The 22141-nt window shown below is 29.6% G+C and carries 19 protein-coding genes, 1 other RNA gene and 1 other annotated feature; of the genes, 14 read left to right on the top strand and 6 right to left on the bottom strand.

All coding sequences use genetic code 4. From position 1 onward, the window contains the following. Positions 1 to 69: 69 nt before the first annotated feature. Positions 70 to 479: a transfer-messenger RNA gene (ssrA, locus tag H3143_RS01705) on the bottom strand. A gap of 318 nt (positions 480 to 797) precedes the next feature. Here ssrA and H3143_RS01710 point away from each other — a divergent pair. From H3143_RS01710 to H3143_RS01775, 14 genes are all read left to right on the top strand, one after another. Next, a complete protein-coding gene (locus H3143_RS01710) occupies positions 798 to 2558 on the top strand; it encodes an ABC transporter ATP-binding protein (protein WP_182079090.1) in 1761 nt (586 codons plus the stop codon). Positions 2559 to 2560: 2 nt separating this feature from the next. Then, complete coding sequence (locus tag H3143_RS01715) at positions 2561 to 4348, top strand: ABC transporter ATP-binding protein (RefSeq protein WP_182079091.1); 1788 nt, start codon at positions 2561 to 2563, stop codon at positions 4346 to 4348. Between the two features lie 62 nt (positions 4349 to 4410). Then, positions 4411 to 4490 (top strand) — a sequence feature (ribosomal protein L21 leader region). Between the two features lie 11 nt (positions 4491 to 4501). Then, on the top strand, positions 4502 to 4804 hold the full coding sequence (gene rplU / locus H3143_RS01720; protein WP_182079092.1) for a 50S ribosomal protein L21: 303 nt from the start codon (positions 4502 to 4504) through the stop codon (positions 4802 to 4804). Positions 4805 to 4815: 11 nt separating this feature from the next. Next, a complete protein-coding gene (locus H3143_RS01725) occupies positions 4816 to 5130 on the top strand; it encodes a ribosomal-processing cysteine protease Prp (RefSeq protein WP_182079093.1) in 315 nt (104 codons plus the stop codon). A gap of 10 nt (positions 5131 to 5140) precedes the next feature. Continuing rightward, positions 5141 to 5428: a 50S ribosomal protein L27 gene (gene rpmA, locus H3143_RS01730; RefSeq protein ID WP_228444824.1), complete on the top strand. Its 288-nt coding sequence runs from the start codon at positions 5141 to 5143 to the stop codon at positions 5426 to 5428. Positions 5429 to 5497: 69 nt separating this feature from the next. Further along, positions 5498 to 6409 carry a deoxyribonuclease IV gene (locus H3143_RS01735; RefSeq protein ID WP_182079095.1) on the top strand — a complete coding sequence of 304 codons (912 nt, stop codon included), beginning with the start codon at positions 5498 to 5500 and terminating at the stop codon, positions 6407 to 6409. Next, on the top strand, positions 6396 to 6878 hold the full coding sequence (locus tag H3143_RS01740; RefSeq protein WP_182079096.1) for a transcriptional repressor: 483 nt from the start codon (positions 6396 to 6398) through the stop codon (positions 6876 to 6878). Before H3143_RS01735 ends, H3143_RS01740 begins: the two co-directional genes overlap by 14 nt. Further along, on the top strand, positions 6871 to 7686 hold the full coding sequence (locus tag H3143_RS01745) for a DUF3196 family protein (protein ID WP_267128830.1): 816 nt from the start codon (positions 6871 to 6873) through the stop codon (positions 7684 to 7686). Before H3143_RS01740 ends, H3143_RS01745 begins: the two co-directional genes overlap by 8 nt. Before the next feature lie 54 nt (positions 7687 to 7740). After that, entirely contained in the window at positions 7741 to 9072 is a 1332-nt protein-coding gene (gene tig / locus H3143_RS01750; RefSeq protein WP_182079098.1) for a trigger factor, read from the top strand. A 103-nt stretch (positions 9073 to 9175) separates the two neighbouring features. Further along, positions 9176 to 11617, top strand: coding sequence for an endopeptidase La (gene lon / locus H3143_RS01755; protein WP_182079099.1), 2442 nt, complete (start codon positions 9176 to 9178; stop codon positions 11615 to 11617). Positions 11618 to 11679: 62 nt separating this feature from the next. Then, the gene (locus H3143_RS01760) at positions 11680 to 13644 is read left to right on the top strand and encodes an ABC transporter permease (protein ID WP_182079100.1); all 1965 of its coding nucleotides are present in this window, start codon (positions 11680 to 11682) and stop codon (positions 13642 to 13644) included. Beyond that, positions 13637 to 14587 (top strand): ABC transporter ATP-binding protein, encoded by a 951-nt coding sequence (locus tag H3143_RS01765; RefSeq protein ID WP_182079101.1) that lies wholly within the window; start codon positions 13637 to 13639, stop codon positions 14585 to 14587. The genes H3143_RS01760 and H3143_RS01765 overlap by 8 nt, the downstream gene beginning before the upstream one ends. Positions 14588 to 14771: 184 nt before the next feature. Continuing rightward, positions 14772 to 15308, top strand: coding sequence for a MaoC/PaaZ C-terminal domain-containing protein (locus tag H3143_RS01770; RefSeq protein WP_182079102.1), 537 nt, complete (start codon positions 14772 to 14774; stop codon positions 15306 to 15308). Positions 15309 to 15348: 40 nt separating this feature from the next. Then, positions 15349 to 16674: an acetyl-CoA hydrolase/transferase family protein gene (locus H3143_RS01775; RefSeq protein WP_182079103.1), complete on the top strand. Its 1326-nt coding sequence runs from the start codon at positions 15349 to 15351 to the stop codon at positions 16672 to 16674. Between the two features lie 66 nt (positions 16675 to 16740). On the opposite strand, the gene H3143_RS01780 is transcribed toward H3143_RS01775, so the two are convergent. The 5 genes from H3143_RS01780 to H3143_RS01800 are packed head-to-tail and all read right to left on the bottom strand — an operon-like array spanning position 16741 to position 22108. After that, positions 16741 to 17595: a TIGR00282 family metallophosphoesterase gene (locus tag H3143_RS01780; protein ID WP_182079104.1), complete on the bottom strand. Its 855-nt coding sequence runs from the start codon at positions 17593 to 17595 to the stop codon at positions 16741 to 16743. A gap of 11 nt (positions 17596 to 17606) precedes the next feature. Next, positions 17607 to 18158 (bottom strand): 5-formyltetrahydrofolate cyclo-ligase, encoded by a 552-nt coding sequence (locus H3143_RS01785; RefSeq protein ID WP_182079105.1) that lies wholly within the window; start codon positions 18156 to 18158, stop codon positions 17607 to 17609. After that, positions 18148 to 20403 carry an ATP-dependent helicase gene (locus H3143_RS01790; RefSeq protein ID WP_182079106.1) on the bottom strand — a complete coding sequence of 752 codons (2256 nt, stop codon included), beginning with the start codon at positions 20401 to 20403 and terminating at the stop codon, positions 18148 to 18150. Before H3143_RS01790 ends, H3143_RS01785 begins: the two co-directional genes overlap by 11 nt. A 2-nt stretch (positions 20404 to 20405) precedes the next feature. After that, complete coding sequence (locus tag H3143_RS01795) at positions 20406 to 21125, bottom strand: RDD family protein (RefSeq protein WP_182079107.1); 720 nt, start codon at positions 21123 to 21125, stop codon at positions 20406 to 20408. Then, positions 21125 to 22108, bottom strand: coding sequence for a glycosyltransferase family 2 protein (locus tag H3143_RS01800; RefSeq protein WP_228444820.1), 984 nt, complete (start codon positions 22106 to 22108; stop codon positions 21125 to 21127). The genes H3143_RS01795 and H3143_RS01800 overlap by 1 nt, the downstream gene beginning before the upstream one ends. Between the last annotated feature and the right edge of the window lie 33 nt (positions 22109 to 22141).

Raw genomic sequence — 22141 nt, forward strand, 5'->3', positions numbered from 1 at the left:
TTGTTTGAGTACAAATAAAAAATCTCCTTCATTAACAAGTGAAGGAGATTATAGAAAGTATTGTATTAATGGTGGAGATGACGGGAATCGAACCCGTTTCCACAATCGACTCATCAGATTAGTTTTATTTACAGTTTAGATACTTGTTGATCTCAAACCAAGTAATAAGTATCAACATCCTGGTCCGTAGTTATCGTTAGGTCAAAAAACTAATTAATCAGTATTAACAGTAAAACTAAAAACGAGTAACAAAGATCTAGTTTTATCCGATATAACTAGGTTTTTAAAAAACCTAGCACGCTTATTTAATGTTTATTTAGAAATTTAAAGCGTAGTTGTTTGATGCTAACTGATTTAAAACAAAGTTTTCGTCAGCTAGTTCTTTAGAAGTTTTGTCGGTTATTTATACCTTGAGCTATAAAGGGCAGACCCTACTGAACTAATAAGTTTATCAATCATGTCGAAGCCTTGACATCCCCATGAATAATAAAGGTTATTTGTGTCTATACTAGACACTTAAATTTTAATTTAATAATTTATTTTGTTAGACGATTATTTAGCGTTACTAGATTCTAGTATCATACACACAACAGGCTCTATAGCAAAATTGCTAGCAATCAGTTAATTTGTCAGATTATTTTATAATCTTACTGCTAATTGATTTTTATAAAAATCAATCTTAGTTATTTACTTAGACAATAGACTAATTTATTGTCATAGTTCTGTTAAAACAATATCTGTTTTGATAAAGCACTAAACAGAACATTCATAAACTTTAATAAGTATTAAGACATTTAATGAGTTATATCATCAAGAATTTTAAAGCAAAGCAATGATTCATGCTTAGCATCGGAATCATTGCTTCAATCATTTATGTACTAGTCGCTGGGTATGTGATCCTAATTATTCAAAACTTCGTTGATCTAATTAGTGGAATCAAACAACCAGACTGACTAGTACCTGATCCTAATAATAAACTACAGGCTACACTTAGACTTACAGCTGTCAGTCTAGGTTTAATTATTATTAGTTTTTTTATTAAAGTAATTGGACGAATTATTTTATTAAAACAAACGTTATTAGCGGTAAATTTGCTAAAAAATCAAATATACTATAAAGTCAATTCACTCAGTTTAGACGAGTTTTATAAGTATCCAAGATCAACGTTAATTCATAGATTAAATGTTGATTATTTCAAACTAGAAAAAACGGCGATCAATGTCTTTGTTTACATGATTGAAAACGTTATGGAACTAATGGTTTATATTGGGTTTTCAATCGCTTTAAGTAGATACTTATCTTTAATCTATTTAATCTTTATACCTTTATTAATTTTGTTAATTGTTTATGGATCTAAGAAAACAAGAAATCATTACAAAAAAAGTTATCAATCTCTTGATAACTTAAATCAAGTGATTCGAGAAAATATCATTGGAATAAAGGTAATTAGATCATTTAATTTAGAAGAATTCCAAGGCTTAAGATATGATAACCATCATAAACAATGAGTTAAATCAGTATTAAAAGCTGATTTAACGCTTGGAATTATGTGACAAATAATTTCTTTAGGAATTAATATATTTATCACATTGTCATTAGTTGCAGCTGGATATATTAATAAAACTAGTACATCATTATCACCAGGTGTAATAATTGCATTTTTAAACTACTTAACTTACACCAGTTATGTTGTCATTGGTGTATGTGACTATGTTTTAAATATTCTTAAAACAAGATCAGCTACACAAAGAATTAAAAGCGTCTTAGACTTAAAAGAAGAAATAGAGCTAAATACAGCTATTTATGATGAAATTAACGGTAAAATTTCAATAAATGGTCTTAATTTTAAGTATGAACAAAATAACTTTAATGTTCTAAATAATGTTAATTTAACTATCGAATCCAAAGCGAATATTGGAGTTATTGGATCAATAGGTTCAGGTAAATCAACTTTCTGTAAGTTGCTTGCAAAGATAAATAATGCACCAGAAAACATGATTAAGATCGATGATGTTGATATTAATAAGTACCAAACTAAACATATTCGACAATCAGTAGCTATTGATTTCCAAAAGAAACAATTGTTTTCTGGAAGTATTAAATCAAATATTTTAAAAGCTAATCCAGATGCTGATGAAAATAGACTTAATCAAGTTTTAGATCATTCTTGTGCTAACGAATTTATTGATAATTTAGATGATAAATTAGAACATAACCTAATTGAGTTTGGTAACAACCTATCAGGTGGTCAAAAAGCTAGAGTGTGTATTGCTAGAACATTGATCAGGGATAGTAAAATCATGATCTTTGATGATTCACTAACTGCACTTGATAACATTACTGCTAAAAAGGTTTTGGATAAGATTTTAGCTAACTATCAAGATCGCACTAAGATCTTTGTCAGTCAACAAATTAGAACCATTAAAGATCTTGATAAGATCATTGTTCTAGATCAAGGTAATGTTGTTGGATATGATACTCATAAGAACTTATTAAATTCTTGTGAGATCTATAAACAAATCTACGATTCGCAAAAAAAGATTGGAGATGAAGTTTAATCATGCTTAGATTAAAACAACTCTTTCGTTTATTAAAAGACGATAGAAAAGTTCTGGCTTTAACGATAATTCTAACAATCTTTAAATCTGCTTTTAGAATTGGAAGCTCATTGATCTTTGGTTATATTATTCAAAACATTATTGTTAATATTTCCGTCCTAGATCCAGTTATTGCACAAGAAAACTGAATTAAGTTATTACAGTTTGCTGGAATCTTAGCTGGGATCTATCTTTTGTTATTTCTTTGTTACTTGTTAAGCAAAGTAATAACAATCAAATTAGCTTATAAAACTACGGTAAAAATAAGAGATATTGTATTTAATAAGATTCACAAAATCGATCTATTAACTTTACAAAAAATGATGAACGGTGAAGTTATTAATAAGATCACTGTTGATGTTGATTTAATCTCAGCCAACCTGTCAACTTTTTTAGGTGAATTGTTCTCAACCCCAATCGTTACCTTCTTTATTTTTATTGCTTTATTTGTCGTTTCACCTTATCTAACATTAATCACGATCGGATTAATGTTGATTATGCTTTTAGTGCAAATGATCGTAATTAAAAGAGCTAATAAAGCTCAAGAAAAAAGCTTGGCTTTATATGAAAAGCTGGGAACATTTATTGAAGAACATATTCAACAATATGAACTAATTAAATCTTTAGATATTACGAATGTTGTTAATAAAGAATTCAAGCAATTATCTGATGATTATCTAAAAGCAAATCTAAGATCGACTAATTTGTTTAGTATGATCTATCCGATCAATTTCTTATTTGAAGATACCGTAATCATTAGTTCATTTATTTTTGCTTTATTATTTCAGGCGTTTAATATTGGTTCAGGATCACCAATCCAGTTTTTAAGCACAGTTAATTTAGCTTTAATTACAACCTTTAATCTAATGTTGAGATTTACATTAGGTGAATTGGGTTATTTATTCAGAGTTTCAGCTGATATTCAAATAACTTTTGCTTCAATTAAAAGAATTCAAACATTCTTAAATTTAAAACAAAAGTTTAGTTATGAAAACACTCCAATTGAAAAACTTGAATCCATTAAGTTTGATAATGTTAGTTTTTCATATGACAACAAAAACTTAGCACTAGATAATATTAGTTTTGAAATTAAAGCAAACACTTCAACAGCGATCGTAGGACAAACTGGTTCTGGTAAATCAACAATTATGAATTTATTATCAAGATATTGTCAACCATCAAGTGGTGAGATCTACTTTAATGAGCATAATTATAAAAAGCTTGATGAGTATCAATTTAATCAAAAGATTAGTGTTGTTCTCCAAGACAGTATCATGTTTAGTGATACGATTTATAACAACATTGCTTGTGTTAAACCTGGTGCAACTAAAGAACAAGTATTAAAAGCAGCTGACGATGCTAAAATCCATAATTTTATCACCAATCTTAAAGATGGTTATGACACAATTATTGATGAAAACCAATCTAACTTTTCATCTGGTCAGATCCAACAGATCGCACTAGCACGAGCATTCTTAAGTGATGCTGATATCTTAATTATGGATGAAGCTACGTCAAGTCTTGATTCAAAAACTGAAAAACTAATTCAAGATGTAATCTTTAATCTAATGAATAAAAAGACAGTGGTAATGATTGCACACAGATTATCAACGATTATCAACGTTGATAATATCTTAGTGATGCAAAAAGGTAAGATTATTGAAAGTGGCAATCATGAACAACTAATAGCTAAAAAAGGTTATTATTATGACCTTAACCAAGCTAATGTTGATGAATCAACCCTAATGTAGGTGGTTTATCTGGTATAATATATAAGACTTATTTAAGAAAAATAAGCAAAATTAGACCAACAATCTAGTTTCAACCGTTTAGTAATGGTAAATAAGTATCAAGTTTTACTTGATCACCATGATAACGAGTCTATCTGGAGGAAATACAATAAGATGTTTGCAGTTATTGCATCAGGCTCAAAACAGTATCGCGTTAAATTAAACGATGAAATCTACGTTGAGAAATTAAATTCTCAAGTAGGTGAAAAAATCGTTTTTGACAAAGTGTATTTTGTGAATAACACTTTTGGTAAACCTTTTGTTCAAGGAGCTTCAGTTACTTGTGAAGTGCTTAAACAAGGTAAGCAAAGAAAGATTAATGTGATTAAACACATTTCACAAAAACACCACTTAAAAAAATACGGTCACAGACAACCATACACCAAGCTTAAAGTTGTAGCGATCAACCACGGATAATTAAATTAACAATGATTACAATAACTTTTTATGCAAGTGCAATAAAAGTTTCTGGTCATGCATTCTTTGCTGAATACAACCAAGATATTGTGTGCGCAGGAGTTAGTGCAATCGTTTTTGGGGGAATTAATTATTTCTCACCAAATGATCTTAAAGTGGTTAAAGATTCAATCAATAACTCAATCTTTTTTGAGTTACTTGAAGTAAATAGTAAGAATTTAATTGCTATTGATCTAATCAAAACCCAATTATTAGTAATCGCTTCAGTCTATGATCAACACATCAAGATCATTGATGAAACCAATCGAATCGTTATAGGAAAATAAAATGAAAAAAATCTGATTTCACTTAGACCTGCAATTTTTTGCTTCTAAAAAAGGTGTGGGTTCAACTAAAAACGGCCGTGACTCTAATCCAAAGTTTTTAGGTGCTAAATTAGCTGATGGTCAACACGCTAAAACTGGTCAAATTATTTATCGCCAAAGAGGTAACAAGATCTGACCTGGTAAAAACGTTGGCCAAGGTAAAGACGACACCCTATTTGCATTAGCAGATGGGATTGTTAGATACACTAAGTTTTTTGGTAACAAAACTAAGGTTAGTGTTGTTGAGCAATCTAAATAATTTAAAAAAATAAACAATTAAAATAAAACCAAGCAATAAAACCGCGCTGGTTTTATTTTTATCTTATCTATGAAATCAAACAAAATTAAGTATTTAGGTTGTTTTGTTGGTGCAACTAAACCTGATTTTATGTTGGGAATGGTTAAAACGGTGGTTGATTATGGTGCAACCAGTTTCATGTTTTATAGTGGTCCACCACAAAGTTTTCGACGAACACCAACTGATCAATTTAAATTAGATCAAGCAAGAGAGTATTTAGCTCAACACGATCTTGGTGATTTAGGTAATAATTATGTGGTTCATGCTCCTTATTTAATTAATTTGGCTAATGGTGATGAACAAAAACGAAAACGATCTTTTGAATTATTTTTAAGTGAACTGATAAGAACCTATGAACTAGGAGCTAAATACTTCGTTTTACACCCAGGTTCAGCTTTAAATGTTAAAGATAAAACCCAAGCATTAGACTATTTAGCAGCTGAATTAAATAAAGCGATCTCAATGACAAAAGACACAGTTATTTGTCTTGAAACAATGGCTGACAAGGGGCAACAGATCTGTTCAAAATTTGAAGATTTAAGATATGTAATAGATCAGATATCTGACAAATCAAGAATCGGAGTTTGTTTTGATACTTGTCACGTTCATGATGCTGGGTATGATTTATCTAAAACCAACGATCTAATCAATCACTTCGATGAAGTGATTGGACTAGAATACTTATACGTAATTCATTTAAATGATTCTAAAAACCCAATGGGTGCTAAAAAAGATCGCCATGCCAATTTAGGTTATGGCATGATTGGGTTTGGCAACCTAATCAATTTCATCTATCACGATGCAATTTGTAATAAGATCATCATTCTAGAAACCCCTTGGATTGATCATCCAACTAAAGGTGAAATGCCTTTATATAAAGAAGAGATACAAATGATTCGTAACAAAAAGTTTGTTGAAGGATTAGTTAATGAAGAATGATAATCAACTAGATTACTATCTAGGAATCCTTAATAAAAACAACTACCGAATCACCAAACCTAGAAGATTGATCTTGGAATGTTTATTAGACGATTCTAGCTATCATTCAATCGAAGATATTATTCAACATATCTATAAAAAGACCAATACCAAACCCAACGTTTCTTCAGTTTATAATTGCTTACAAACTTTTATCCAACTTAAGATTGTTGATTCTTTCTTAAACACTTCATGTGATCTTAAACGTTATTACACGATCAAACACGAAGTGCATGAACACATTTATTTCATAAACAACCAACAAAAACCCAATCACAATCTAAGTACGATTGTGATTCCAGATGAAATCAATAATCAACTAAAAGCTTATTTTGACCAATTGGGAATTATTAATTCCCAATACTATATTGTGGTAAGTGGTGATAATCAAAAAACAATCAAACCTCATAAGAATGATGAAGACAATGAATAAAACCTTTCATACGATCAATGAGATCATAGATGATCTTGAGAATAGTGAACTAATCAATGATCAAAACACTCAGTTTTATCTATCTTTAATAAAGATGATTAAAACTGATCTTGATAATAAAGACTATAAAAAAGCCTTATTAAGTATCCAAGAAGAATTGGATACGGATTATTTACCACTAGGATTAGTTGATTATTTCAAACAAGCTCATTTAGTAACCAAACGCTTAATGTATGAAAGCGAGTTTGATTGACTAGAAAAATTAGATAAGAAAGAACTTATTAACAAGACAATTGTTAACTTTCCAGATAATCTGTGATACTTTGATTATTTAGCGACCAAAGAAGAAAATTACTGAAATATTGATGATTTTGAGTTTTTTCGACATATCTTTATTACTAAGACGTATGACAATAGCGATAAGTTATTAGCAGCACAGTTATTACAAAAGATTGATGCTTTTATTAATCTTAGTTTTGATGTTTATAATAATAAACTTAAACAAACGTTTAAGATCATCTTAAAGAAAGATGATATCTGAGCTAACAATACCCAAGCTTATTTCAATAACGTCTTAGATTTGATTGAAAATAGCTTTTATAAAGATCCTAGTAAAGAACAATTAGCTACTGAGATTGTTAATAATATCATGCAAGATTATTATCCATCTCACCCTGATATTGTCAGTGTTAAAGAATTAAGTAGTGGAATCATCCAATATGTTAAGAATTGTTTTGATAATAAAAAACCAAATGAGAAGATCGATTCGGTTGTTTATGATGTAATCATAAGCTGTATTGATCAATAAAATTTTCTTATTGTAAAATATCAAGAGTAAATATTGTTGTAACCAGGAAAAATCATGTTTAAAATTCGAGAAAAAACTACCCCTGACCATAAGGTTAAATACATTGTTGATGTTGATCAAAAGGATTGAAATCAAGCTTACCAAAAAAAGCTAAATGCAGCTGTTAAAAACGTTAAGATTCAAGGTTTTAGAAAAGGTCACGTTCCTTATCAAGAAGCAATCAAACACGTTGATCATATGCGCTTATTTGATCGTGCAGTTAATGAACTTGTTCACCCAATTTATTTAGAACTAGTTAAACAAGAAAAGATCAAAGATTCTGAAACAGTTCTAGAAGAAAACCCAGAAGTTAACGTGGTTGAGATTGATGATAAAAAATTAGCTTTAAGCTATAGTTTTGAAACAATTCCCCAAGTAACTGTTGGTGAATATTTCAAGATCAAAGGATTTTTATCAGAAACTCCAGTAAAAGATGAAGAAGTTCAAGCTGAACTTACTAGACTGTTTAAATCTGCTGGTAAATTAGTTGATAAAAAAGAAGGATCAGCACTTGAAAAAGGTGATATTGCTTTCTTAGATTTCTCTGGTGAAATCGATGGAAAAGCGTTTGAAGGTGGTAAGGCTAAAAACTACGAATTAGAAATTGGTTCTAATTCGTTCATTCCTGGGTTTGAAGACCAAATGGTTGGGATGAAAGTTGGTGAAAAACGTGATTTAAACTTAAAGTTCCCAGAAGATTATCACGAAAAAACTTATGCTGGTAAACCAGTATTATTCAAGGTTAAATTAAATTCAATTAAAGAAGTTCAGTTACCAGAAATGACCGTTGAAAAACTGAACGAATTGATGAAGACTAAATACCAAAACCTTGATGAAGCAAAAGAAGACATCAAAGCACGCATGAATAAAAACAAACAAGAACATGCTAACCAAATGAATACGATGTTATTAACTCAGTTTGCTAATGAAGATTGTAAGTTTTCACACATTCCTAAAAGCTTAGTTGATCGCGAAGTAAATTTACTTTACCAACAGTTTGAAAACCAAATGAAGCAGATCAAATTAAGCGTTGAAGATGCACTAAAAATCCAAAACCAAACTAAAGAACAACTTTATCAACGATTAACTGATCAAGCTACAAGAGCAATTAAACTAGTTTTAGTACTAGAAGAGATCAGTGATCTTGAAAAGATCAGCGTAACTCAAGAAGAGATTGATAAAGAGATCGAAGAACGCATTAAAGAAGTAGCTAACAATCAAGAACTACCAAAAGAACAATACGACGCAATTAAAAATTACTTCGTAAGTCAAAAAGAACTAATTGAATCAATGCTAACTAATAAGAAAGTCGTTGATTTAATCATCAAAAAAAATCTAGCTAAATAATCACATTAACCATAATTAGCACTTGAAATATCAGAGTGCTAATTATCATGGTATAATATTATTCAGATAGTTTTGCTTGAAAGGATAAAACACACATAAACTCATGGCAGCATCAAAATCATCACAAAAAGCACCTTTATTAATTTCACGTAAGATGGTTGTATTTCCTTACAACCAATACGTACTAAGCATTGGTCGTGCCCGATCAATGAAGCTTATTAAAAAGATTAAAGCTCAATTCATTGAAGAATCTAAAAAAGCAAAGTCAAATCAATCTAAGAAGGACTTTGATAAGATTTTGGTTGTTGTCCAAAAAAACGATAACATTGACAAGCCATCAGTTAGTGATATCTACAAATACGGAACTTTATGTGAGATAATTCGAATCAACGAAGAAGTTGATCAAGAAACTGGTGAATTAACTTATGAAGTATCAATCCGTGGAATTGAACGTATTAAGATTAGTACATCAAGTCTTAAAAATGTTTCATTAGAAGAATATATTGAACCGATTAATTATTCGATCTGCAAAACTTACTTATCAACTAAACCAGAAGAATTGTGAGACACAATTCAAAAAGAAGGTGTGTTTGATGAAGCTGATCTAAAAGAGATGGCTAAAACTGATCTATCAGTAAGAGAGTTAGATAAGATCTCATTAAGTTTAGCTGCTAATGCTAATACTACTTTTGGTTCAGAATTATTATCTGAACACAACAAACAAGCAATCTTAGAGCGTGATGATATTAAAGAAAGATTTGATCTTTACTTCAAAGTTTGAAGAAAGATTCAATCTAATATCAAAGTAAACGAACGTAACGAAGATATTAAACAAGTTGAACGCATGATTGAGCTGAAAATGAAAAAACAGCTTACTAAACAACAAAATGAATATTATCTTCGTGAAAAACTAAAAACGATTAAAGAAGAGCTTGGTGATATTACCAATAAAGAAGATGATGTTGAAGCAATCCGCGCTAAGATTAGATCTAATCCTTATCCTCAACACATTAAAGATCGCATCTTAACTGAGATTAATCGTTATGAAGCAACAGCTCCTTTATCTCAAGAAGGGAATGTGATCAAAACTTATTTAGATTGATTAATCAATCTACCTTGATGACAAACTAAAGAAGATAACTTTGAGATTGAAAAAGTTACCGAAACTTTAGATAGTAACCATTATGGTTTATTTAAAGTTAAAGAAAAGATTATCGAATACTTAGCATTAGCGATGCGTTCTAAAAATGCTAAAGGGCCAATTATGTGTTTAGTTGGACCTCCTGGGGTTGGTAAATCATCTTTAGCTAAATCAATTGCTGAAGCACTTAACAAAACATTTGTTAAGATCTCACTTGGTGGTGTACATGACGAATCTGAAATTCGTGGTCACAGAAGAACTTATGTTGGTTCAATGCCAGGACGAATCATCAAAGGAATGAAAAAAGCGGGTGTGATCAACCCAATGTTCTTATTAGATGAGATCGACAAGATGGGTCGATCAGCTAATCATGGTGATCCAACTGCAGCATTACTAGAAGTTTTAGATCCAGAATTAAATAACAAATTCAATGATAACTACATTGAAGAAGATTATGATCTATCAAGTGCAATGTTTGTAGCAACTGCTAACTATGTAGAAGGAATTCCAGAAGCACTTTATGATCGTATGGAGATTATTGAATTAACTTCATACACTGAACATGAGAAGTTATCGATCGCTAAGAATTATTTAATTCCAAGATCACTTAAAGAAGCTGAATTATCACCTGAAGAACTAAGTTTTAGTGATGAAGCAATCATGTACATCATTAAACACTTCACAAAAGAAGCTGGTGTAAGAAGTCTTGAACGCGTATTAAAACAGATCGTTCGTAAGTTCTTAGTAGCAAGTTTAAGAGACAAAAAACTTAAAAAACAAGAGATCAATATCCCAGAAGTTAAACACTACTTGAAAAAAGAAGTGTTTGATTACACCCAAAAAGATGAATTTACAATTCCAGGAATTGTAAATGGAATGGCTTATACCCAATATGGTGGTGATCTATTACCAATCGAAGTGAGTATTGCTCAAGGTGGTAAGGGTAATGTTGTGATTACAGGTAATCTAAAAGAAACAATGAAAGAATCAGTAAATGTTGCTTTAGGTTATGTAAAAGCAAATGCTTCTGAATTTGGGATTGATTATGAGATCTTCCAAAAAGTTGATCTTCACGTCCACGTTCCAAGCGGGGGAATTCCAAAAGATGGTCCAAGTGCAGGAACTGCGTTAACAACAGCAATCATCTCAGCATTTACTAATAAAAAAGTAAGTCCATCAGTAGCAATGACTGGTGAAATTACTTTAAGAGGTAAAGTGTTACCAATTGGTGGTGTTAAAGAAAAAACAATCTCAGCTCACCGTGGTGGAGTTAGAACAATCTTCTTACCTGAAAAAAATGAAAACCACCTGGATGAAGTTCCAAAAGATATCTTAAATGATTTAGAGATCATTCCTGTTAAAGAATATAAAGAAATCTATAAAAGACTCTTTGTAAATAATTAATAATAAAATTATCTTGCGTTTAAATCAATCGCAAGATTTTTTATTTAATATCTATCAATCGCGTGAAACAACCAAAACAATTCTGAATTTACTTTGCTTTCTTAATTAAACAGATCGTTAAAAAACCTTTTATTTGAGCGACTTTTAGCGCTTATTTTTTGATGTTATTGATCTTATTATTGGTTTTTCCACTATATCAAGAAACATCACCTGCAAACTATTGGAATAATCCAGTAATTCATGTTTCAACTTTCTTAATTCCGATTGCTTCGATCTTTGGGATTATGGTTGCCATGTTCTTATTTAAGGACGGGGTGACTGATGGAACTGAGATTATTATTATTTCTAAACCAGTATCTAGAAAGATCTATGTTTCTGCGAAATTTTTAGTTTTAATATTAACCTGTTTAGTTTTTAGTTTCTTATTAATTTTAAGTGCTGCTTTTGCTAAGATCAATCCCAAATTTGAATTGCAAAATATGCGCGATTTGATGCTGGGGATCTTTATTGGTAATTTCATTAACTCATTATTTTTTGGTTCGATTTCGATCTTAATTTCATTTGGTTTGTCTAAGAATAGCACGATCGTGATTGTGTTTTTAGCAACATTTTTAATGAACTTTCAAACACCATTATCAGCGTTGTTTTTCAAATCTCCTTCACGAGTTTTGGGTGATTCACAACACGTTTTAGTTGAACGTACACTTTTAACAAATAAAAAGAGTAAAGATGATCAATTTGTTGGTGAAACGGTTGTATTTGAACCCACTCCATCTGATGATAAGAAAAGTGTTAAGCAATTGTATCAAGAAGCTGAAGCTAGTACATTTTATAACCGTTCATTTTATTTCAATCTAGGTAATGCACTGAATTCAATCTATAACCTAAACAGCTTGTCATATGAAAATAGTGGTAATATCAACGTTTTATCACCTAATACAAAGATCGTTTTTGATCGGGTATTCAACCCAAATGATTTTTACAACCTTGATTTTTATCTACCTAGACCTGATCAAAAAGGGTTGTTGCAATTACAACGATTTAAAGTGTTTTTATCAGCGCCAACCCCTGAAAAGACATCAAACCCGATTATAAGAATCACCCGACCTCCAGGTTATGGTTATTTAAATTCTGATGGGAATAACTATACTTTAGTTACTGCTGGTTTTGATCTATATGAAAAAAACCAAAATAATGATGATCTATTAGTTAATACTTATGAGATCTTTTTTAAAGATGTTTTTACATCAACTAAAAACAGTCAACAACGTTCAATTGAATCATTATTATCTTCATTATTTGCTAAATATGCAAATGAAGTCATTAGTAATCCAAACAATTTAAATACTAATGATCTGATTGCTAAAATTTCACCAGATTTAGTGAACTTAAATGATTTATTAAGATCACCTAACTTAATGTATCAATTTACTAAGAGTTTTGAAAATTCTGATGCTAAAACAAATCAAGAAAAAGCAATTGAAGTTTATAAAAAACGCGTTAATTTATTCTATGCTTTAAATGATACGAACAATTTAAGAAAACTTAGACAGTTTAGTAAGTTTAGTAACACGATCTTAAAAAACGATAATCTCTTTAAGAATTTAAGGGGGTTTGATCTAAAAGATCTAATTGACACTAATTTAATTAATAATCCGTTTTTAGGATTATTATTACAAAACTCATTTAATAATCTTAACTTAAATGAGTTCTTAAGAAATTTAACTTTAGATGATTTAAAACTGATATTTTATCAACAGATCTTTAATGAGTATTTAGCACTATATATAACTCAAGTGATTAACCTTTCTCAAATTAGAGAACAAATTGAAGGAAGAGGAGCTAAACAAGATTATTTTGTTAGTTTAAATCCAAGTGCAATTAGACAAGATCAGTTAAGTGATACTTATGTGATTTCTAAAAAACCAATCGTTAATCCTTGAACGATTGTGTTGTTAATGTCAGCAATCTCAATCGCATTATTAGGTTTATCTTCAGTTCTATATTATTCAAAAGACTATGTATAACGATAAGATCTTAGAAGTTATTAATTTAACCAAACAATTTAAAAGAAACCAACCACCAGTAATTAATAACCTTAATTTTGTGGTGAAAAAAAACCAATATCACGTTTTTATTGGTGCTAATGGTGCAGGTAAAACTACAACAATAAAAACGATCATTGGTGCTTTTAAAAAAACTAGTGGAACGATCTTAATTAATGGGGTTGACAGTACTGTTCCAGAATCTAGAAAAGCACTTGGTTATGTTCCAGAAGTTTCTAGGTTTGCTAATACCCTAAATACTTTTGATTATTTAGTGTGAATGGGACGATTGTCTGGTTTAACTAAACTTGAAGCTGAAACCAAAGTAAGAAGTAAACTAGAAGAATTTAATATGATCAGGTTAGCTAAAACTAATCCTAATAAGTTTTCTTCTGGACAGAAGAAAAAGATCATCTTAATCCAATCATTATTAAGTGATCCAGAATTATTAATCTTAGATGAACCTACAGCAAATTTAGATCCAAAGGCTCGAATCGAATTCATGGATTTTATTAAGCAATTACAAAAACAATCCCAAACTTCGATCTTTATCTCTTCACACGTATTAACTGAAGTTGATCAGTATGCTGATAGTATCACAATCTTAGATGGTGGTAGAGTTGTTTTTAGTGGTGATTTAAACGAGATTAATCAATCAAATAATAAGTATAAGAAATATATTTTAAAAGTAAAAAATCATAAAGCTGCGATTAAGATCTTAACTAAAACTGGATTTAATTGAATCTATAAACAAGATCAAGAAATCTTTTATCTTTATTGTAATGAACAAACTATGATCGATCATTTATTACATGATCTGATCTTAGAAAAAAACCAGATCATTGAGTTTAGAGAACACCAGTTCTCAATCAATGAGATCTATGAACAATACATTAAGATTGGTTCAGTGCAAACTGCTAGATAGATAACTAAATCAAATTAAAAAATAAAGACGAAATTAGATGATTTTAATTTCGTCTTTTTTGTTACCGTAAATCATAACCATCTTTATGTATCTAAAAACAATAAATAAGTTCATATAATACAATAAAACTAGAAAATAAATTAAGTAGTAATTTATTCTTTTTATAAAAACGAGGGAGACAATTATGAGTGATACATCTAAAATAAGCCGATATAAAAAAGTTGGTGAAAACCGTTACCGTGAAACCACTGGTTTATATTATGAAGATTTTAATGTGGGTGATGTTTTTGAACACCGTCCAGGTAGAACAGTATTAGATGTTGATAATGTTTGATTCACATTATTAACACTAAATCCTCAACAAGTTCACTTTGATCAAGCTTATGCTGATAAAACTGAATGAAAGAAACTTTTAGTTGATTCAACATTTACTTTAGCACTTGTAACAGGGATGTCTGTAAACTCAATCAGTGGTAAGGTTGTAGCTAATTTAGGTTGAGATGAAGTAAGATTAACAAATCCAGTATTTGCAGGTGATACGATCTATGCAGAATCAACAATTCTGTCAAAGCGTGAATCTAAGAGTCGTCCAACCCAAGGGATTGTTACTGTTCTAACTCGCGGAATTAATCAAGATAATAAGGAAGTTATTAGTTTTAAAAGAATTGTATTAGTTCATAAACGCGATAACAACACAATTGAAGATAAGACTAATTATTAATTAGTTCTTTAATTAAGAATTAAGGATTTTGGTTAAAAATATGAAAGACGCACAAACTCTATATCAAGAAAAGTTAACAACTCCTGAAAAAGCTGTTGAATTAATTAAAGACAAAACTCGTTTTGCTTTTCCAATGCATTTTATGCAACCAAAAGCTTTATTTGAAGCAATTGCTAATAAAGCTAGAAATGGTGGTTACACGAGATTAGATGCATATTATTTCTCTTCAAGAGAATATGCAAGAAATACGATTTTAGACTGAGACTTAAATAAGATTATTATTCCTCACTCGTTTTTTATAAGTGATATTGAAAGAAAGATCAATGCTAGAATTGATGCTGAAAATGGTGAAAAAAGAGTAATGTTTCACCCTTGTCATTTCTCTCAAGCTCCAAAGGTATTTACTGAAGTAATTAAACCAGATACATTTGTTACAATGGTTTCACCAATGGACAAATTTGGTTTTATGAGTTTAGGATTATCTAATGACTATGCAAGTGCATTAGTTAAAAACGTTAAAAACCTAATCGTTGAAGTGAATGAACACGTTCCATATACATATGGATCTGAAAACGTGATTCACGTTTCTCAAGTAGCAGCAATCGTTGAAAACAACGTTCCTTTATTAGAAATGCCTGATACAGAACCTAAAGAAGAAGAGATCAAGATTGCTGAAACGATTGCTGAAATGGTTCCAGACGGAGCAACGATCCAAATGGGTGTTGGTGGTTTACCTAATTTAGTTTGTGAAAAACTAAAAAATCATAAGGATTTAGGAATTCACACTGAAGTATTAACCAAAGGAATGATTCACCTGATCCAAGCAGGAGCAGTTACCAATAAAAAGAAAAATATTAACAAAGGTAAATCTGTTTATACGTTTGCAATCGGTGATAAGCAAATGTATGAATTATTAGATCGAAACCCAACCTTATCAAGTTATCCTGTTGATTATGTTAATGATCCTTCAGTGATTGCTAAAAATGATAATGTAGTAAGTATTAACTCAACAATTGAAATTGATCTAACAGGTGCATGTAACTCTGAACACTTAAGAGGTCACCAATATTCAGCTACTGGTGGTCAATTAGACTTCGTTAGAGGTGCATATTTATCTAAGAATGGTAAATCAATTATTGCATTAACATCAAGAACAGCTAATCATAAATTCTCTAAGATTGTACCTAAATTAAGTGGACCAGTAACAACACCAAGAAACGACGTTCACTGAGTTGTAACTGAATATGGTGCTGTTAATCTAAAAGGATTATCAAGTTCAGAAAGAGCACTAGCATTAATTGGTTTAGCTCACCCTGATTTTAGAGATCAATTAACAGAAGAAGCTAAGAAATTAAACTTGCTATAAAAGTATATTTATTAGAATAGAAAAAAATCTTATGACTTAATTTGTCATAAGATTTTTTAATAATTATTAATTTCTTTCAAAATTTTGAGGAACTGTAAAATCTTCTTTTAGATAATCAATTACATCATCTTCAAAGAATTGAATTCGTTTAGCATTAACTGCTTTATTTGTTTGATCATCGAATTCCATTAATACAGCATTTAATTGCGCACCAAGTTTAGACACTTCTAATTTAAAACGAGCAGTTGGATGTAAAAATTTAGTTAAGACATTCTGTGCTTTAGCACCAATAATACTTCCAAACCCAGGCCCACACATTCCAACATCAGTAACATATACCATTCCTTTAGGAGTTACTCTTAAATCAGCTGTTGGTACATGGGTGTGGGTTCCTAGGATCGCTGACACTTGTCCATCAAAATAAATTGCTAACGCATTCTTTTCACTAGTTGTTTCAGCATGAAAATCAACGATATGTAAATCTTCATTACTCATTTCAACTAAATCTTCTAAACAATAAAATGGATTATTAACTTTAAAATTCAGTTTTACCCCTTCACCTAATAAATTAGTAATTCTAATTGTTTTATTTTTAACTTTAATAACGTTTGTACCAACACCTAAATTAGCGTATTGAAAAGTATCAGGTAAATTTAATGGTCGAACAATATTCTTTTGATTTTTTAAGATATCAAATCCTTCTTTTTTAGCTCAAGTGTGATTTCCCATTGTAAAGAAATCAATTCCAGAACTCATTAATTCATCATAATGTTCTTGAATTAATCCTTTACCATGAGTGCAGTTTTCTGCGTTAGCTATAACAAGATCAACGTTATGTTCTTTAATTAAGTTTTTTAAATGTTTTTTAATGATCTTTCGACCATTATTTCCAAAGATATCTCCTAGAAAAAGAATATTCATAATGCTATTTATTAATAATTAGAAACACAAAATATCTTATCAATTTTTACATCATGATCCTGAGTTTCAAATTGATTATTTAGCATAAAATCGTATGCTACAGATATCTTGCAATTGCTATATTTTAAATTATTAAAAAATCTATCGTAATAACCTTTGCCATGACCTAATCTGAGATGATTAGAATTATATCCAACAAGTGGAACTAAAAATAAATCTAGATTGTTGTTTAGTAGTTGTGGATCATCAAGTGGTTGTTTAATTTGATATTTAATATCATGAGAAAAATCTAGATCTTTGATCTGATAAAAGTTCATCTCATTTCCATCTACTCTAGGTAAATAAATTTGATAATTATCCTTCAAAAGAAGATTAATCAATTCTGATGTATCAAATTCATAAGATAAACTACTAAATAGTCCAATCTTTTGATAATCTTTATTCTTAATGAATTGATAAACTAATTCCGTTAATTGCTGATCTACAATTTGTTTGTTTTTTGTATTAGTAAATTGCTTAGCTAATTCAATTAACTGTTTTCTTACAATCTGCTTACTTTGCATATGTAATTAGTTTGTGGTTTTTAATTAGATCTTTTGTTCCAGCTTTTTTATCTTTAAAAGTAACTTTAATTGTTGAAGAATCGATTTCTCTAACAATTCCTTCACCATAAAGCTGGTGATAAATAATTTCCCCAACGAAATAATCATGTTCAACTTCATTAGTTGAATTTCAAGCATCTAATTTAGATGATGATTTCTTAGAATTGTATCAACCATCATCATCTGTTAAAAAATTATGTTTATCAAAATAGTTCTTAGAATTATCTTGCTTATCAACTACTAAATCACTTAATTCATACAAGAATCTAGAAGGTTGGTAAGGTTCTCTAGATCGTGCATCATAATCCTGGTTAGAACATAATCAAAGATTATCTTTTGCTCTTGTATAAGCAACATAGACAATTCTTCTTTCTTCTGCTAGTTTAGCTTTATTGTTAGTTGCTGCTATTGAACGACTACTAGGTAAGATGTTTTCATTCATATTAATGATGAAAACATTCTTGAATTCTAATCCTTTAGCACTATGAATTGTCATTAGTTTTAATGCATTCTTATTATGGGTTTGTTGATTAGTATCTAAATCACCTTCTAATGCAAGGTTTTGGATAAAGTCATTAATTGTTAGTTTAGTACCAAAATCGTCTTCGTATTCTTTTTCATACTTGTTTAAGAAATCGATAAATTCATTAACACTATCGTGTTTGGTTGGTTCATTAAGAGAATCCAAATAGTTAGTTCGTTTAATGATTTCATTTAGTGATTGAGATACAGATCAATTAGTTTGATTATCTCGTAAGTAATCAATCATTTTCTTAAAGTTTTGCGCACTTTTTTTAACATTTGCTTTAAGATCTGATTCATCTAAATAATCTAGTGCTTCGTATTCAGTGATACCTTTTTTATTAGCTAGATCTTTGATTATTTCAACACTAGTATCACCAATCATTCTTCTAGGTGTATTGATGATTCGATCAAAAGCGATATTGTCATTAGTATCAACTAATTTAAGATAACCAATTAAGTCTTTGATTTCTTTTCTTAAAAAGAATTTATATCCGCCATAAATCTCATATGGAATCCGGTTTTCTTTAATTAATCGTTCTAGTGATACAGAACTAAAGTTTGTTCGGTATAAGATTGCAAAATCACCATAAGTATATTGTTTAGACTCAACCATTTCTTTGATCTTTTCCATAACAAATCTATTTTGATATTCCATATTACCAAAATTAATTCATATTGGCTTAGGTCCTAAATCAGTTAAATCATATGACAACAACGATTTAAAATAACGACTGTTATTCATCTTAATCGCTTCATTGGCAAGATTTAAAATACTCTGTTTTGACCGGTAATTTTGCGTTAAATACTTAACAACTAGATCATTAAAATCAAATCTAATTGAGTCTCCGATTTCACTATTAGCACCTCTTCAACCATAAATAGATTGATCAGGATCTCCTACAAATAAGAAATTGTTATTTTCTTGTCTTAATAATTTAACAATCTTATATTGAATTTCATTAGCATCTTGAAATTCATCTACTAAAATTGCTTCAAAGCGTTTTTGTCATTTCTTTAAAACGATAGGATCGCTTAAAAACAAATTATAAGCAATATTCAACAGATCATTGAAATCAATAGCATTTAGTTCTTTTAATGCCTTTTGATAATCATGATAGAAGTTAATTAATGGTTGAACTAGATTAGGTGTAATAATATGATCTTCACCTAATTTATTAAAATCAGAGGCTAAAAATTCAGAAACATCTAAGTTATAAGTTTTAGCATCATTAATAATGCTCATCACTTTATTCTTTTTAAAGTCAGCATATTGAGAATAGTAATATACGTATTTTTGCGACTTTAATAAATCTTCAAATAGCTTAGCTTGATCAACTTCATCTAAGATGTTGAAACGATCATTTAAACAATCAACATTATCAACTTCTTCTCTTAAAACCTGTGCACAAAATCCGTGGAACGTTCTAAAGCTTACTTGAGTTTTTTCTTTATTAAGTAATTTCTCAAGACGTTGTTGCATTTCTTTAGCAGCTTTGTTGGTAAAAGTAATAGCTAAAATTTTATATTCTGGAATGTTGAAGTGTTCAATTAAGTAAGCTATTCGCGATGTCAAAACTTTCGTTTTGCCAGTTCCTGCACCAGCAACGACAAACATTGGTATTAAATCACTTGTTACAACATCGTATTGTTGTTTATTTAAAGACTTTAGATATTCTTGCATAATTATAGGTCGGTAAGATCCATGTTCCCTGGTAAATTGATATCAATCTTATTAGATATAGTTTTATCTTCTGTTTGTTGATTAACATCTGTTTTGGTTGTTAAGTCGATCATAACTAAGTTAGCCATCCTATCGTGTAATGCTAATCTTTTAGAATTAACCGCTACAAAGATGAAAATAACAAACAATATGATCGCATAAATTGAATAAATTCCACGGTAAAAACTAATAAAAATGATATATTTGGTAGGTTCTTTTAATATATCATTTTTAGTAAACAAACTAACGATCTCTCTTTGCTCACTATCGTTGAAAGCAAATAGTGATAACCCCATTATTATTAAGATTGAAACAAAAAATAAATATATTAATGAATTATGAATAAACAGGTGTTTCAAATACTTGTTTAATGTTGTTCGTTCTACTAATTGCAACTTAAAAGCTAAACGGAATAAAGTTTTACCTTTTGTTAATCAGGGTACTAAAATAAAATAACCACCATAAAATAAAAAACTGATTACCCCAACTAACAAGATGTACAAAGCAATCGAATAGTTCATTCAATACTTCTGAAATAAGAAATTAATCAGATAGTTAAAACCTACACTGATTAAACTAATAAAAACTAGATCAAAAAGACCAGCGAAAATTCTTTTAGTCGCTGAAGCCACCTGATATTTTACTTTTGTATTTGAGATTTCGTTATGAAAAATAACGTACATTATTTATCAGCATTAAATTTTGCTTGAATTCAAGATAATCTAGGTTTGAACTTAATAAAGTAATTCTTTCAGTTTGGATTATCGATCAATTGAAAGAACTTGTTTTTTTCATATTTAGGGTATAAACGAAACACTAATTCTTTTGCAATCTTAATTGCGTTTTGTTTTTCTCTATCAGAAAAGTTCGAATTAATCATCAACGAAATGAAATGATAGAACGCCATAACGATTGCACAGAATTCTAACTTCTCATCATAACTAGCATCCCATTCGTTATACTTTTTAAGTTGATTAACTTGATTGATTTGGAACAACACATCATAAATGTTATTGTTCAAGCTAATTTCTTTTCTTCTCTTAGTTAAGATCTTTTTTAACACCGCAGCTTTTTTAGCTTTACCATACACTTTTAAGATAAAGATCCCTGGTTGGTAATGCGTTACATTAAATTTGATCTTATTATCAACAAGCATTTTTGTTCTAAAAACCTTGTCATAAAAGTTTAATGAATGCTTAGAAATTAGATCAATGCTAAATTGATCATAGATCAATAACTTCTTATCTTTATTGCTACTTAATTCTTTCTTTTGATCATAGAAAGCTGGTTCATCGATCATGAAGTTGATTAGATCAACATCTTCATCTAAACCTTCAATAGCATCACTTAAATCATCTAAAAAGTTTGGTTTAAAAACAATTAGTTGATTTGTAAATAATGTGAACTCACCATTAGCAATTCTTGCTCCCAGATTGTACGCTTCACTCATTCCTAAAGATTGAGAAACATTAACAATCTGGTAGTTCAAACCACTCTGCTTACCTAATTCTTCTTGTCAAATCTTAATCACATTCTCATTAGCATCATCATTAATAAAAATTAATTCATGATCCTTAAGATTGTTGATGTTAAATAAAGAGTTTAAAGAACTCTTTAGATTCATCACTTCTTGACTCAGATAGTAGATAATTGATAAGTTAGACATAATTCTATTTATTATATAACATAATAAACTAGT

The organism is Mycoplasma tullyi, from assembly GCF_014068355.1.
In the GTDB taxonomy this organism is placed as follows: Bacteria; Bacillota_I; Bacilli_A; order Mycoplasmatales; family Mycoplasmoidaceae; genus Mycoplasmoides; species Mycoplasmoides tullyi.